The 15667-nt window shown below is 35.9% G+C and carries 13 protein-coding genes; 1 reads left to right on the top strand and 12 read right to left on the bottom strand.

Annotated features, from left to right (window positions below):
* Window positions 1–2: 2 nt before the first annotated feature.
* The 12 genes from AC0L3Q_RS11210 to AC0L3Q_RS11155 form a co-directional block, all read right to left on the bottom strand.
* Window positions 3–1448, bottom strand: a complete 1446-nt coding sequence (locus tag AC0L3Q_RS11210) for an MBOAT family O-acyltransferase (RefSeq protein WP_473286638.1) — start codon at window positions 1446–1448, stop codon at window positions 3–5.
* A gap of 11 nt (window positions 1449–1459) precedes the next feature.
* Window positions 1460–1699, bottom strand: a complete 240-nt coding sequence (locus tag AC0L3Q_RS11205) for an acyl carrier protein (protein WP_473286637.1) — start codon at window positions 1697–1699, stop codon at window positions 1460–1462.
* A 15-nt stretch (window positions 1700–1714) separates the two neighbouring features.
* On the bottom strand, window positions 1715–3199 hold the full coding sequence (locus AC0L3Q_RS11200) for an AMP-binding protein (protein WP_473286636.1): 1485 nt from the start codon (window positions 3197–3199) through the stop codon (window positions 1715–1717).
* Window positions 3200–3221: 22 nt separating this feature from the next.
* The gene (locus tag AC0L3Q_RS11195; protein ID WP_473286635.1) at window positions 3222–3794 is read right to left on the bottom strand and encodes a serine O-acetyltransferase; all 573 of its coding nucleotides are present in this window, start codon (window positions 3792–3794) and stop codon (window positions 3222–3224) included.
* On the bottom strand, window positions 3791–4912 hold the full coding sequence (locus AC0L3Q_RS11190) for a glycosyltransferase family 4 protein (protein ID WP_473286634.1): 1122 nt from the start codon (window positions 4910–4912) through the stop codon (window positions 3791–3793). Before AC0L3Q_RS11190 ends, AC0L3Q_RS11195 begins: the two co-directional genes overlap by 4 nt.
* Window positions 4909–6018 carry a glycosyltransferase family 4 protein gene (locus tag AC0L3Q_RS11185; RefSeq protein WP_473286633.1) on the bottom strand — a complete coding sequence of 370 codons (1110 nt, stop codon included), beginning with the start codon at window positions 6016–6018 and terminating at the stop codon, window positions 4909–4911. Before AC0L3Q_RS11185 ends, AC0L3Q_RS11190 begins: the two co-directional genes overlap by 4 nt.
* 13 nt (window positions 6019–6031) lie before the next feature.
* Window positions 6032–7000 (bottom strand): polysaccharide pyruvyl transferase family protein, encoded by a 969-nt coding sequence (locus AC0L3Q_RS11180; protein ID WP_073312833.1) that lies wholly within the window; start codon window positions 6998–7000, stop codon window positions 6032–6034.
* Window positions 7001–7004: 4 nt separating this feature from the next.
* Window positions 7005–8285 carry a hypothetical protein gene (locus tag AC0L3Q_RS11175; protein ID WP_473286632.1) on the bottom strand — a complete coding sequence of 427 codons (1281 nt, stop codon included), beginning with the start codon at window positions 8283–8285 and terminating at the stop codon, window positions 7005–7007.
* A gap of 2 nt (window positions 8286–8287) precedes the next feature.
* Complete coding sequence (locus AC0L3Q_RS11170) at window positions 8288–9829, bottom strand: lipopolysaccharide biosynthesis protein (protein WP_473286631.1); 1542 nt, start codon at window positions 9827–9829, stop codon at window positions 8288–8290.
* A gap of 49 nt (window positions 9830–9878) precedes the next feature.
* Window positions 9879–11162: a nucleotide sugar dehydrogenase gene (locus AC0L3Q_RS11165; RefSeq protein ID WP_473286630.1), complete on the bottom strand. Its 1284-nt coding sequence runs from the start codon at window positions 11160–11162 to the stop codon at window positions 9879–9881.
* 38 nt (window positions 11163–11200) lie between these two features.
* The gene (locus tag AC0L3Q_RS11160) at window positions 11201–12196 is read right to left on the bottom strand and encodes an SDR family oxidoreductase (protein ID WP_473286629.1); all 996 of its coding nucleotides are present in this window, start codon (window positions 12194–12196) and stop codon (window positions 11201–11203) included.
* 257 nt (window positions 12197–12453) lie between these two features.
* On the bottom strand, window positions 12454–14460 hold the full coding sequence (locus AC0L3Q_RS11155) for an alpha-ketoacid dehydrogenase subunit alpha/beta (protein WP_473286628.1): 2007 nt from the start codon (window positions 14458–14460) through the stop codon (window positions 12454–12456).
* 254 nt (window positions 14461–14714) lie between these two features.
* On the opposite strand from AC0L3Q_RS11155, the gene AC0L3Q_RS11150 reads away from it, so the two are divergent.
* A complete protein-coding gene (locus tag AC0L3Q_RS11150) occupies window positions 14715–15665 on the top strand; it encodes an isopenicillin N synthase family dioxygenase (protein ID WP_473286627.1) in 951 nt (316 codons plus the stop codon).
* The last annotated feature ends 2 nt before the right edge of the window (window positions 15666–15667 follow it).

The raw sequence follows: 15667 nt of genomic DNA, 5'->3' as shown, positions 1-15667 counted from the left end.
GTCTAAAATTGAAAATATATGAATGTTTCTGCACTTTTACCGAAAAACAACAATAACACAAAGATAAATACATAAGAACTCCAACGTATCCATACCGGATATGTACTCAACTCAAAATCATGCTTTTTCCCTCTATGAATCCACTCTACGACTACAAAAAGTGAAATCAATACTAGTGTAATGAGTGAATTGCTACTCATTAAAATTGAAGGAAAATCAAACAAAGACCCTGAGAATATTTTCCCAAAATAATCAAAAGCCTCTACGACATTGTTTGCTCTAAAAAAAACATCAGTAAGCATAATCAGCAAAAACAACAAAATCATTTTGCCTAATTCCTTAAAAGAAGGTAGTACTTTACCCTCGGCTACAACTTCAGAAGCATTCATTTTTCCCGAATATACCAGCGGTATAAAATAAAGCCCGTGACACAGTCCATACACCACAAAGGTCCAATTGGCACCATGCCAAAAACCAACTAGAATAAAAGTAGCCACGATAGAGAGCATTAATCCTCTTTTTTGATGCCTCCTCAAAATAAAGGATAGCGGAGTAAACACATAATCCATCATCCAAGTGGTTAATGAAATATGCCATTTTCTCCAAAAATCAGCAATGTTTGTTGAAAAGAATGGCGTCGAAAAATTTCGCATTAATTGAATACCGAATAGTTTCCCTACCCCAATGGCCATGTTTGAATATCCAGAAAAATCTGCATATAACTGAATCGCATAGAAAAATGTCCCCAACAGCAATGTACTTCCTGACTGTGCTTGGTAATCATTAAAAATAGGATTCACTATAGCGGCACAATTTTCTGCAATAACTACTTTGGCAAAAAATCCCCATAAAATTTGACGCAATCCGTCTACCATTACTGGATAGGAGAAGGTTCTCTTCTCCTCTAGTTGTGGTAATAGTCCCGCTGCTCTTTCGATGGGTCCGGATAATATCTTAGGAAAAAATGTGACAAAAACAGAAAAACGCAATAGATCTTTACTAGGTTCTATCTCTTCATTGAATACATCGATAAGATATCCTAGAGTTTGAAAAGTAAAGAAACTAATACCTAGCGGTAGGATAATCTGCAAGGTATTATGACTTACACTGGATCCAAAGACTTGAAGTATGTCGTAAAATCCTTGATAGAAAAAGTTGGCATACTTAAAATACAATAACAAGCTTACGTTAAAGATCAATCCCAGGTACAGAAATACACTTCTTTTCTTATCCTCTTCTGTTTGTGCAATTTTAATTCCTAGCGCATAGTTAATCAACGTACTGGCAATCAACAATACCAAAAACCGCCAATCCGCCCATGCATAGAATACCAAACTGGAAACCAACAACAATATGTTTTGTGACACATCGGATTTCTTGAAAACCAGCCAGTACAGTAGTAATACCGGAATAATAAATGCCAGAAAATCAAAAGAATTGAATACCATGCTGAGTCGACTTATGCCTTACTTTGTACTAAGGAGACCAAAGCTCCCATGTTTTTAAGCTTGTTTAACTCTCTTAGTTTAAAACGAATACCAAATTCTTCTTCAATCTTGGTAATGATGATCATGTGGGATAATGAATCCCATCCATCTACATCTTTGGCCGTTAATTCGTCGTGCATTTCGAAGTTACTGTGTTCCAAAATAGAGGTCAACACATTACTTATTCTTTCTTTTATAGTACTAATTTCCATATGAACTCTGTTTTTTTAACTAAACATTTCTTTTAATTTCTTTCTATCTATTTTCCCGTTGGTGTTTAAAGGAAAGTTCTGTATAAATTTTATTTGCGTAGGTATCATATATGCCGGCAATTTACCTTTCATATAGGTTACCAAATCATTTGTATCCATAGCTTCGCCTTCTATCACCAACCCAATCTCTGTGTTGTGAATCTTATTGGTAAAAGCTATCGCTACGGCATTGGTCTTATCCAATCCTGCTTTGGCATGAAACTCAATTTCGGACAACTCTACTCTAAACCCTTGAATTTTAGCCTGAAAATCAACTCTTCCTAAATACAAAATATCACCTTCGTGATCCACATTACATAGATCTCCCGTTCTGTAAAACCTTATCTTTTCTCCATTGTATTCTTTATCGAAGAACACTTCTTTATTCTTTGTTTCGTTTTTCCAATACCCAGGGGTAAGTTGATCACCACTCAAACATAACTCTCCACTTTCACCAACAGTCACTTCATTATTCTCGTCATTTACAATAATGGTAGTTGTATTTTTCATATCCTTACCTATGGTCAATACCCCATTGTGGGTTTTGTTTGTACCGTTTCTAACATAGGTGTAATCTGTACAAAATATGGTACATTCGGTAGGGCCATATACATTAGCAATTGTGGCATTAGGAACACAATTGCTCCACTCCTCCGTTACATCCAACGGCAATGCTTCTCCGCAAAACAAACTGTACTTCATGGCCGGAGAATTGATTTCATCAAAATACGGACGTAAATAATGCAAAATGGAAGGAACCATGAGCATAAAAGTGAGCTCGTAATCCTCCATCAACTCAAAAATATAGCTGTATTTTATCTCATCCTTGGGTATGGTATATGTACAAGCACCTTTGAGCATGGGCGCCAGATAAGACATTACTGAAAGATCAAAGGTTAACTCAAACATTTGCAGGCATCGATCTTCTTTGGTAATGGGATAATCCAGTGCCCAAAATGCGTCCATAAAACTGGAAAGGTTACTAAAAGTAATCGGCACTCCCTTTGGTGTACCTGTAGTTCCCGAAGTAAAGAAAATATAGGCAAGATCAGTTGCTCCAACCACAACTGGTTTTAGATCTATATCCGTTGTATCCAAATGCCTGGTTAGAATTGTTTTGGTTTCGGCAAACACTTCTTTTTCTGAAGAGTCTAGAACCGTAACAATATCAGCCAAATCTACCACCATTTGGTTTCTACTCTCTGGAAACTCAGGATTTAACGGCACATATGCCTTCCCTTCCATCCAAAGTGCAATGATAGAAGCATAGGTTTGGATATCATCATTGGTGACCAAACCAATATTAGTCTCTTCCTTTTTTACCGATTGTCGAATAGCACTTCTTATGTCTGAAATGACCTGTGCAAACTGTTGGTAACTATAATACTGTTCTCTAATGCAAAAGGCATTGCGTTCATAGTTGGTTTCTATTGCCTTTTGTATATCTAATATCAAATTCATAATCCCCCAATTTAGAATTTAATTATACTTTATTTCCGTCTTTTTTAATGATTTTAGCAGGGTTTCCTACTACTACACAATTATCGGGAACATCCTTTACTACTACGGATCCAGCTCCTACAACACTGTTGTTCCCAATTTTTATATCTCCAATAATAATGGCTCCTGTATATACAGAAACATTATTTCCTATGGTTGGTCTTTTACCATCAACTTCACCAAGAGTTACCAGATGATTGACGTAAAAATTCTCTCCGATCTCCTCTGCATTCAAAATAGTGCTGTATGGATGTCCGGTAAGAATCCCTCCACCTAATTTGGTACTGATATCGATTCTGAAATATTTTTCTTTTCTACAATAGATATTCAATAAAGAAGCAAACATTCCTCTGTTTCTATGATAGAATACTGTTCTGAAATCAGGAGAAGTCGCCAAAAAACTTAATAATAAGGATCTTCGACTTCCTGTAAGTCCTTTGGCAGAAGCCCAGCGATCAATATCCATATCTATAGCTGATTTGTTTCTACTTCTGTAGTACAAAAGTACATGAGGAAACAAAAACAACTTATAGAAATTGATGATTAACGATCTCATGATTTATCAATTAATTGATTAAACATATTTTTCCACATCCCCATTACGGGCTCTAATTGATACTGTTGTGCATTATCTCTTGCATTTTTACCCATTTCTTTGATCTGATCTGAATCATTCATCAGTTGATATAATTGATTGGCAAAAATCTCATTATCATAAATAGGTATTAAAATCCCGTTTTCTTTATCTACAATATTTCTAGGACCATATGGACAATCAAATGATACAATAGGTAAGCCACAGGCTTGCGCTTCTAATAGTACCAAAGGAAAACATTCGTTATGCGAACTCATTACAAAAATAGAAGAATCCAACATCTCTCCTTGAATATTTGACGTAGATCCTTTGAGTTGTAAACTGTCTCCTAGTCCTTCTTTATCTATTTTATCTTGTAATTGTTTAGTATATCCTTTATCTCCATCTCCAAAGATATGAAGTTGCCAATCGGTCTTATTTTTCTGAACCAATTTCCAAATGTCAATTAGTATATCATATCCTTTTACGTGTGCTATTCTACCTGCTGTAATGATTCTTTTGGCAGTACCTTTGGAAACTTCATTGGGATAGAACGTCAACGGATTAGGAATAACCACGGTATTATTGCTCTTGTAATAGCTAGACTCATCATTATTTAAGATGACTAACTTATCATATTTTGACTCTACATAATCTGCAAACCTAAAAAACCATTTCTTGAAAACTCCGGGACGTTTACGCTTTCCTTCTTCAATAAATTTTGAATAATGAAACTCTTTTACTTTAGGAACGCGTTTTACCAAAAACGGAACAAAATAGGTGTCTGCACTATGGCTACAAACTACAACCACATCAGGTTGCAACTTTTTAATCGCCGATTTTGTTTTCCGAATATGACCCGGTAATTTCAACAGGTTTTTGGGATGAAAATAGGATTTATACCTATTGTAATTAATTCCTAAATCCTGAAACTTTATCCGTTCATCAAAAGAATAGCAAGGCTTGTTATTCTTTTGCTCACTGGTTATGATAAAAACCTCGTTGTCTTCTTGCTGCGCAAAATAGTTTGCCTTAATCGAAAGTACTCGTTCTATACCTCCATGCAAATACACCTGATCTATGATAAAAAGGATTTTCATGCAGGTACCGAATTGGTTAGACTTCTAAACAGAGTATCCCACTCCTCTCCTATTTTTTCTGGAAGGTATTTCTTTACAGCTTCTTTAGCATTCACCCCATAGGATTTTCTTTCCTCTTCATTTTCAATAAGTGTAAGAATAGCTTTGGCAAACCCATCTACATCTCCGTTCTCTACCAAAATTCCATTTTCCTGATGCGAAATAATATCTGAAGGACCATAAGGACAATCAAATGAAATACAGGGAACTCCATAGGCCATGGCTTCTGTTAGCACCATTCCGAATCCTTCATATCTCGAAGACATCGTATACAATGACGCCTGCTGGTATTTTTCGGCTATGTTTCTCACAGGTGGGTAAAAATTCACTGTATCCGCTACTCCCAACTCCTGAGCTAAATCATCCAGCTTTTGGTTCTTATCTATAGTACCATACACATCTAGCTCCCACAGGGGATGTCTATCTGAAACAGTCTTCCAACTCTTCAGTAAACGATCATATCCTTTTTGATAGCTTTGCTTACCAACGGCCAGCACTTTCTTGTTATCAAGTGTACTTTTTTCCTCTGGATAAAACGACAAGGGATTAGGAATTACCTTTAAGTTCTTAAAAGTCCATTCCTCTAGATTACCTTTGGTAAGTACTACAAAATGATCATAAGATCGCCCTCCAAAATTCATCATCGCCGATTTTACACGGTCAGATATTTTCGAAGTAAAGGATTTAGCCCCTTGCTTAATCACGGCATTTCTAGAAACATGCCGTTCATAAATCATCGGGCACGGCTTATTTAAAATTTTTGGTACCAGAAACCCTTTCAGTCCGTCATCACAAACTGCAATCACATCGGGTTTTATCTTTTTAATCACTTTTCTCAGTCCTTTGGCATATTTGTACGCATGAACCAAAGGATTGCCCGTTGCATTAATGTTATGATATTTAATTTTTGGGCTAAATTGATAAAAAAGTTCGTTGGTATTTTGGTTTAAGGTAACCACATGTATATCGTAATTGTAATGATCAGCAAGCCTGCTGGCCTTTATAGAAAGTACTCTTTCTAATCCGCCAGGGCCGTCGATTCTATTTACAATATAGACCAGTCTCATCACTATGCAGTTTCTAATTTAGTTTACTGGTTACTTTTTCTTTTAATGCATTGGCTAGATCATGGTGTTTCTCTAAATTTTTCACCATCGTATCCAGACCAATTTGACCCTCTAGAGGGAAATTAGCTGTAAACTCACCTGTTTTACTATTCACGTCTATTCGGTTAAAGAGTTCTAAGATCCCATCAAAACGACAAGAATCTACAAAACTGTCAAACCCATTTACAAATATCACAGGAGTACCTAGTGCTAAACAAGGTAAAGCACAATGAATTCTTGAAGTGATTACTAGTCTCGCTCTTGCGTATTTTTTGAGTAGATTCTCAGCCATATCAAACTTCTCCTCGTCGGTGTATTTATTTGAAGGTGGCTCCTGATTAATGAATTCTGCAGTTTCTAAAACCTCTTTACTGATAAAATTCTTAAGATGTTTGTTCTTTTTACCCAACTGGAATGCTGAACCATTCAGGATATTCCTTACCGTATTTTTTGTATTATAAAATACTTTTTCTGGTCTTGGGTAACTATATAATGGATCCACGATATAAATCTGATCTCCTCTTTCAGCATCGTCAACTTTGTATGAATCTAGAGTTAATGTAAGACAACCCGTAAAATAGGCGTCGATACCTTTTGCTTTCAACGTATCTGCTGTAAACTGATCTCTACACCCAATAGGTTCATGCTTTTTTAAATAAGCAATTCCTTTTTCACTAAGCATAAAAGGAGCCGCAGTATTGTTCATATGAAAAGATACAAATACCGGATCTATCGGTTCTGACGGTACCCAATTATGGGTATTGTGCGTAAACCAACCATTCATGATCAATTTGATAGGCTCTCCAGAATATTCTGCCAGCCTTTCGCGATTTAATAATTGATCTACTTTAGGCAAAAACTGCTTAGCCGCCAAACTCTGAATATTGTCTCCTACGTTAAAAAAACGTCTATTCTCATCGTATGTTAATAACCCGTATTTCATCTGTCTATTTTATTTTTCTGTATAATTTGATCAACCGTGGAAATTTATTTCTTAAAATAAATTTCATTCGGTGAATTCCTTTATGAGGATTATTTATTTTGTGTTCTAAAAGCCGATCAATTTTTCCCTTTCGAATATCATTCATCTGCAGAGTCTCAATTTCTTTATCTTTAAAAATAAAGAAATCATCAACCGACTTTGCTTTTTCCATTAATTCCCACCAAAAATATCGTACTCCTTTACTCGCACCACCGATATCAAGCACGGTGTAAAACTTCTCGTATATGCCTTCATCAACATTGAAACCATAATCATTGGGATCCTTCCCATTCAATATTAATCCCAAAATGGTTCTGAAACACTTTTCGCAACTGCTACAGTTAAATTCTGTTCGTCTTTCAGAATAGCATACCCGTAACCTGAATTTGGTGTTTGTATTTGAAGCAAAACCAGCAATGAGATCAACTTTGTCTTGACGCTTTAGTTCGTAACCATCATGAAACACTTTGATTCCACCTCCCCAGGTAATTTTTTCATCCATTTCTGGTGTAGAACCCCAGTCTATATCAATATTATCAGTGTAGGAAGAAGCGATATAAATCGATCCGTAGTTATATAAAAATGAAAGTGGCGCTAGAGCTCCTATTAGCGCTAAACCATGTTGTACTTTTCCCCACCATCCAATATCATTAAGCAATAACTCTACCTGATAGGTATAAAAATCCCTAAGATTGGTTTCTATATATTCTTTATGGTTGTTTTTTAACAACTCTTCATTTTCTATAAAGTCGGTAAACTCTGTCCACTGTTTTTGATCTTCTATCTCGATATCGGCTCCCAATAACGTGATCAAATCCGGTTTTTGCTCATATGCCCGGATGTAGGTAGCATAAGCATCTACGCCTCCGCTAAACAACATGGCAGCTTTATCACCTTTACAATTGTTCTTTATTAAAGTTTTTGCAGTTAATCCTCCTGAAAGTGTTCTGGAAGTATCTCTCTTTTCAAATTCTTTCTTAACGATCTCTTGAGAATCATAGAAATCCTCATCTACCTCATCTACTTCTATAGTAAACCCTGCAAACCAAGCTATCGGAAGTAAATTAGACAAAAAAGGAATCACCGATATACTATCGGGAACTGTACTTACATCCACCAAGTATTTGGAATACAAAGGTTTTTCCTGAACAAAGTACTTTTGCGCATTACCTTGAGCGGTATACGCATAGTTTATTTTTTGACCATTATCAGAATACGAAATATGTTGTAGCTTAACTGTATCCATTCTTATTTTCGTTTCAGCACTGATGCTATTGGTTTGATAAATAATTGTTTTTCATAGTCCAGCATTCCCAAAAAGTACATTAGCGGAATAAATACTGCGGTATAAGTAATTCCTTTTACCACAAAATTAAGCCAACCTTCTCCAGGAATATAGTTGATAAAATACCCTATGGAAATCACCAAAATTATTACAAGGGATGACTTATGTAACATTTCTCTGAAAAACCTAAAAATATTCAATCCAATGGTTTTATGATAGTAAAAATTCATTACGTTCTGCACAATCAACCATCCTCCTACAAGTCCAGCAATCATTCCTATAGCTCCATACTCATAAGCCAATAGCCATCCTGATAATGCGCCTAAAAACATAAAAACAAAATATAGTATTGCCTTGAAAGACAATTTATTCTTTGCTTCAAGAATAGAGTTTCCAAAAGCTTGTAACAATGGTAAAGTATATCCAACCATAATAGCAAGCGCGATAATATAGATTTCCCTACATTCACTTCGAGTATATCTTCCAGAGTTTTCAGCATCTCCTCCTCCAACCCATAAATTTATGAACTGCTCTCCGTACAATATAAAAGCTCCAAGCACATACATTAATATGATAAAAGACAACCTACCTAACTTAATCATCATGCTTGTCAATTCCTCGCCAGATGCATTATTTACAGACATTTGTGTTGCTCTAGGCAAGAAAACACTAGATATAGCAGTTGAAAAAGTTCCATAATATGATCCTAGAGCAATCCCAATACCGTAAATACCAAGTACTTTTGGCAAACTCATAGATCCCAACACCCAACTTCCGGATTTCCACTGTAACATTGCTACTAATGAAAATACAAAGATCCAACCAGAATACTTAAAAATATGGAGGATATATTGTTTAGAAAGTTGATGAAGTTTAAACCTTACTTTTAATTTTTTGAAAACATAATATCCAGTAACTGTAATGGTAAATAAATTAAACAATGAATCCACTATCACCAATGATATCGCCTTACCACCAAACAACAGAACTGCTACTATGGTTGCCGATCTAAGAAGGTACCTAATAATACCTACGGATTCAGGGAAAACAAAAGCTTCATACCCTTTGCAGATTCCTGTAAAAATCATACCAGGAAGATATATCGCCAGATTTATAATCAGAATTACAAACATGATCTTGGTGATTCTAATCTCCTCGGGATTGAACTTGGTAAAATAAGTATCTAGAAAGAAATAAAAAATAACACCCAGCAAGATAACCAGCATCGAGATAACAAAGTATATTAATCGTACTGTTGCCAGAAAATTCTCTTCACCTTTTCTATCCTTTTCTGCTCTGTATTTTGCAACGAAACGAACTACGGTGTTAGTTAAGCCAAAGTCCAAAAGAGCAATCGTACCTATTAGCGCCCCTACAGCATTAAATATACCATATTCATCCTTTCCAATATTGCTAACGATGAACGGCGTCATCATTATTCCTATAACATTGGTAAGCACAATTTTTAAGTACGTAAGTAACGCTCCTTTCTTTAGTTGGCTCAATTTAGATGTATTAGTTGTTTAGTTGCTAAAATTAAAAACTCGGTAATACTTATAACCTTCCTTGTACTTCTCCTTCCAGAATTCCTTTTACATCATAGAGAACCCCATTTGGCATTAGCAAAGTGTTAAGATCAACATCCAAATATTCTTTATGTGCTACAGTAAGAACAATGGCATCAAATTTTTGATTTGGAATATTCGTAGTCGTTTCCAGATTGTATTCATGCATTACCTCCTCTGGATTTGCCCAGGGATCATAAACGGTTACGTTGGTACCAAAATCTTTTAATTGATCAATTACATCAACGGCTCTGGTATTTCGAACATCAGGACAATTTTCCTTGAAGGTTACTCCCAATACCAGAACATTAGCTCCTTTGATATGAATATCATGTTTTACCATAAGTTTGATTACTTCGGAAGCTACATAATTCCCCATACTATCGTTTAATCTTCTACCTGCCAAAATAATCTCGGGGTGATACCCAAACTCCTGTGCTCTTTGTGCCAAGTAATATGGATCTACTCCTATACAATGTCCTCCTACCAAACCAGGCTTAAATGGTAAAAAATTCCACTTGGTTCCTGCAGCAGCTAGCACATCATGAGTATCGATATCCATTAAATTAAAGATTTTTGCCAACTCATTTACAAAAGCAATATTGATATCTCGTTGAGAATTTTCGATCACTTTAGCGGCTTCAGCTACCTTAATAGTTGGCGCAAGATGTGTTCCTGCTTCAATCACAGAAGCGTATAGCGCATCCACTTTCTTCCCTATTTCTGGTGTAGAACCTGCAGTAACTTTTAGAATCTTTTCTACGGTATGTTTCTTATCCCCTGGATTTATTCGTTCTGGAGAATATCCTGCATAAAAGTCTTTATTAAATGCCAATCCACTTACTCTTTCAAGAACAGGTATACATTCTTCTTCAGTTACCCCAGGATACACTGTAGATTCATAAATAACTATATCTCCCTTTTTCAACACAGATCCAACAGTCTCACTAGATTTATACAAAGGTGTCAAATCTGGACGGTTATTTTTATCAACGGGAGTGGGCACAGTAACTACATAGTAGTTACAATCCTTTATTTCTTCAATGTTATTAGTACAAAACAAACCATTTGATGTAAGATCATTATTCGTTTTTAATACCTCTTTCAACAAATCATCTTCTACTTCTAAGGTAGAATCCGTACCTGATTGCAATTCTGTAATTCTATTTTGATTAATATCAAATCCTACTACAGGAAATTTTGTCGCGAATAATCTAGCTAACGGAAGTCCAACATATCCCAATCCGATTACTGCTATCTTAGTATCTTGCATAATGGTTGTTTATTTTATTGCGCTCGTAGTGCATTTGGTTATAGGTTATCCCAATACCACTTTACAGCTTCTTTTAATCCTGATTTTATATCAAATTTGGGTTCGTAACCCAAAAGGTTTTTTGCTTTATCTATTGATGCCAGCGAATGTGGAACATCTCCTTTACGTTCCGGTCCATATTGCATCTCCACATCAGCAATATCTCCATCAAACTCTGAGAGATATTCTTTTAATAATACTGTTAATTCATTAAGAGACGTTCTTTCTCCAAATGCGGTATTGTATACATTGTTCAATGCCTCAGTATTATCTGTTGTGATTGCACAAATGTTCATCTGAATCACATTGTCGATATACGTAAAATCTCTAGAAAAACTACCATCACCATTAATTATAGGTGACTCGTGTTTCATCAATTGCATTACAAATTTAGGAATTACTGCCGCATAAGCCCCTTCTGGATCCTGCTTACGACCAAACACATTGAAATAACGCAATCCCACAGTATCTAAACCATAAGTTTTCTTAAAGTTATCCGCATACAATTCATTCACATATTTGGTAATTGCATATGGAGAAAGTGGTTTCCCGATATTTTCTTCAATTTTTGGTAACGACTTGGAATCCCCATACGTAGAAGAGCTTGCTGCATACACAAAACGTTTAACTCCTGCATCTCTGGCAGCTACTAACATGTTTAAAAAACCTCCAACATTTACGTCATTGCTGGTGATGGGATCATTTATCGATCGAGGAACGGACCCCAATGCTGCTTGATGGAGTATAAAATCTACTCCTTCGCAAACTTTATGACAAGCATCCAAATCTCTAATATCACCTTCTACAAAAGTGAAATTATCATGTTCTAGTAATGAGGATATATTTTTTTTGTGTCCGGTAGCAAAATTATCCATTCCTACCACTACGCTGCCCAGATCTAATAGTTTTTCGCAAAGATTAGACCCTATAAAACCCGCAGCACCAGTTACGAGTATCTTGGAAGAACGCAACTGTTCTATCTGTTTAGTGTTCATCTATTATGTTTTAACCCCCTGTTTTTTAGTCCCAAAACTATGATTTCCATAGCCAGCGCGAAATTAACATTTACTAAAAGAACATACAACATATGTTAAAGGGGATTTTACCCCTATTTAAATTTCAACGTTACCAGTTAACGAGAAAAAACAACCATTGAGCCAACGATAACCTTATAAATAACTAAAATTCAAATATTTAACTTCTTTTCGTTTTTTATTAACAATAACGTTTTCTTAATATAAAAAAGATAAAATCAGTACTTCAATAATTGAATCAACTCTTCTTCAAAAGTATTTTTTGCCAGGTACTGCTTTTCTAATCCAGAATCAAAAGGTATTGGCGTTTCTATACTTCCTACTCTTTTTACTGGAGCGTCCAAAAACTCAAAACATTCTTCCATAATGAGCGCTGCTATTTCTGAAGCAATTCCACCAAACGAAGTATCTTCTTGCAACACAATCACCTTTCCTGTTTTCTTGGCCGAAGCATAAATAGTGGCTGTGTCCAGAGGTTGTAATGTTCGTAAATCAATCACTTCTGCTGAAATATCTTCATGCTTACTCAGAGTCTCCAACACCCAATGCACTCCCGCTCCATAACTAATAATGGTAATATCGTTTCCTTCCTTCAGAACAGAGGCCTGCCCTATTGGTAGATTGTAATAATCTTCTGGTACTTCTTGTCGAATACTACGGTATAATGCCTTATGCTCAAAAAACAGTACTGGATTAGGATCTTCTATTGCACTAATCAATAAACCCTTTGCATCTTTTGGAAACGCTGGATATACTACTTTAAGTCCTGGAACTTTAGTAAACCACGCTTCATTGGTTTGGCTATGAAAAGGTCCGGCTCCAACTCCTGCTCCGCATGGCATACGAATCACCACATCTGCAGATTGCCCCCATCTGTAATTGGATTTTGCCAATAAATTGACAATTGGATTAAATCCCGAAGACACGAAATCTGCAAATTGCATCTCTATAACAGCCTTATGATCATTTACAGACAATCCATATCCTGTAGAAACAATAGCCGATTCACAGATTGGAGTATTTCTCACTCTTTGTTTACCGAATGCTTCAACAAAGCCTTCGGTTATTTTAAACACTCCTCCATACTCCGCAATATCTTGTCCCATTATTACAAGATCCTTATATTTTTCCATCGCTTGATACAAACCTTGTGAAATTGCATCTATTAACCTCAATTCTTTGGTGGTCTCCTTTGGATCAACTTTGTGAAAATCATGTGGAGCATACACATCATTCATCTCTTTTTCTATGTCTACAACAACATTCTCCTCCGCATTTGTTCGTTCCCAATGCTCATCTATTTCAAGCTTTATGGCAGCTTGTAAGGCTTCTTCATCAGCAGATGACAAAAGGCCTAGGCCCTGCAAATAACTTCTATAATTCTCTATGGGGTCTTTTGTTTGCCAAAAATCCATGAGCTCCTGAGGAACATATTTGGTTCCACTAGCTTCTTCATGCCCACGCATCCTGAACGTTTTAAATTCCAACAGTACAGGGCGAGGATTCTGCCGAATACTTTTGACCAACTCACTAACCTTAGTGTATACTTCTAAGACATTATTTCCTTCAATTACATAGGATTCCATTCCGTATCCATTTCCTCTATCTGCCAGATTTGTACAATTGTATTGTTCGCTGGTTGGGGTAGATAAACCGTAACCATTGTTTTCAATACAAAACAACACTGGCAAGCTCCACACAGAGGCTACATTCAGCGCTTCATGAAAATCACCTTCGCTAGTTCCTCCTTCTCCTGTAAATACAGCAGTAACTTTGTTATTTTTCCTTAAAACATTAGCCAAAGAAATGCCACATGCTATTCCCATTTGTGGTCCTAAATGAGAAATCATTCCCACAATTTTATATTCCTGAGTTCCAAAATGAAAAGAACGATCCCTACCCTTGGTAAACCCATTGGATTTACCCTGCCATTGAGAAAATAATCTGAATAATGGGATATTCCTTGAAGTAAACACGCCAAGATTTCTATGCATTGGCAAAATGTATTCATCCTGATCCAACGCAGCAGTGACCCCAACAGCAATTGCTTCCTGCCCGATACCACTAAACCATTTTGAGATCTTACCTTGTCGCAATAATACCAACATCTTTTCTTCAATCAACCTAGGCTTCAGCATCTTCTCATAAAGAGAAATTAGAGTCTCATTACTCAATTCTTTTCGATCAAACTGAAGGGATGATTTTTCATCAGAAATGTAGTCCATACATGAAAATTAAGAGAATAAATGTAATTATTTTTACTTCAGAAATCGCAGCAAAAAAGGAATATTATTAAGTAGTTGTTAATTTAATCCAAACAATCATACGAATTAATTAAATTTACCTTAGTTTCTTATTAATATTTCTAAAAATAATTAATTTGATCAGAAATTAAACTCGAAAACTTTTTGAAGACAATTCATGGTTTTTATATAAAATACACCTTATTTTAGTTCTTCAATAATTAAGCATATATCCAATGAATAATATACCTAGTGTCGATTTAGCAGATTTTTTGTCTGAAGATCCTGCTAAGAAGCAAAAATTTGTAAATGAAATAGGACGCGCCTATGAGGAAATAGGTTTTGTAGCCTTAAAGAATCATTTCCTAAGCGATCAGTTGGTAGAAAACCTATATAAGGAAGTAAAGAGTTTCTTTGCGCTACCTGTTACAACTAAAGAAAAATATGAAATTGAAGGCTTGGGAGGCCAGCGAGGATACACCTCTTTTGGGAAAGAACATGCTAAAGGGAAAAAAGAAGGTGATCTGAAAGAATTTTGGCATTTTGGACAAGAACCTGATAAAGATGCTAACCTAATAGAGGAATACCCAGAAAATGTTATGGTAGATGAACTTGAAAGTTTTAATACCACTGGGATGGAGGCCTATCGCATGCTAGAAAAAACAGGAATCTATGTATTAAGGGCATTAGCTATATACATAGGTCTGGATGAAAACTATTTTGACCATTGGGCCAGTAATGGAAATAGCATCCTAAGACCAATTCACTATCCTCCTATTACCGAAGAACCAAAAGGTGCTGTACGCGCAGGTGCACATGGAGATATTAATTTGATTACCCTGCTAATGGGTGCTTCAACCGGAGGATTACAAGTACAACGTAAAGATGGAGAATGGATAGATGCTATTCCTCAAGATGACGAACTGGTAATCAATGTTGGGGATATGCTGGAAAGACATACCAACAATAAGTTAAGATCCACTATACATAGGGTTGTAAATCCTCCCAAAGAACAATGGGGTAAACCAAGATATTCTATACCTTTCTTTATGCATCCGAGAAGTGATATGAAGTTGAATTGTTTGGAAGAATGTATTACCTCCGAAAATCCAAAACAATACGACGACATAACCGCTGGAGAGTTTCTGCATCAACGATTAGTAGAAATAGGATTGATAAAAAAATAGTC

It is taken from the genome of Aquimarina sp. KJ22-3 (assembly GCF_055808215.1).
This window is presented reverse-complemented; position numbering and strand designations above follow the sequence as displayed.

Bases quoted from the DNA above. Each gene is read 5' to 3' on its own strand.
- AC0L3Q_RS11165 (WP_473286630.1), bottom strand. From the start codon at position 11,162: ATGCAAGATACTAAGATAGCAGTAATCGGATTGGGATATGTTGGACTT.
- AC0L3Q_RS11195 (WP_473286635.1), bottom strand. From the start codon at position 3,794: ATGAGATCGTTAATCATCAATTTCTATAAGTTGTTTTTGTTTCCTCAT.
- AC0L3Q_RS11180 (WP_073312833.1), bottom strand. From the start codon at position 7,000: ATGAAATACGGGTTATTAACATACGATGAGAATAGACGTTTTTTTAAC.
- AC0L3Q_RS11155 (WP_473286628.1), bottom strand. From the start codon at position 14,460: ATGGACTACATTTCTGATGAAAAATCATCCCTTCAGTTTGATCGAAAA.
- AC0L3Q_RS11160 (WP_473286629.1), bottom strand. From the start codon at position 12,196: ATGAACACTAAACAGATAGAACAGTTGCGTTCTTCCAAGATACTCGTA.
- AC0L3Q_RS11175 (WP_473286632.1), bottom strand. From the start codon at position 8,285: ATGGATACAGTTAAGCTACAACATATTTCGTATTCTGATAATGGTCAA.
- AC0L3Q_RS11150 (WP_473286627.1), top strand. From the start codon at position 14,715: ATGAATAATATACCTAGTGTCGATTTAGCAGATTTTTTGTCTGAAGAT.
- AC0L3Q_RS11185 (WP_473286633.1), bottom strand. From the start codon at position 6,018: ATGAGACTGGTCTATATTGTAAATAGAATCGACGGCCCTGGCGGATTA.
- AC0L3Q_RS11210 (WP_473286638.1), bottom strand. From the start codon at position 1,448: ATGGTATTCAATTCTTTTGATTTTCTGGCATTTATTATTCCGGTATTA.
- AC0L3Q_RS11190 (WP_473286634.1), bottom strand. From the start codon at position 4,912: ATGAAAATCCTTTTTATCATAGATCAGGTGTATTTGCATGGAGGTATA.
- AC0L3Q_RS11200 (WP_473286636.1), bottom strand. From the start codon at position 3,199: ATGAATTTGATATTAGATATACAAAAGGCAATAGAAACCAACTATGAA.
- AC0L3Q_RS11205 (WP_473286637.1), bottom strand. From the start codon at position 1,699: ATGGAAATTAGTACTATAAAAGAAAGAATAAGTAATGTGTTGACCTCT.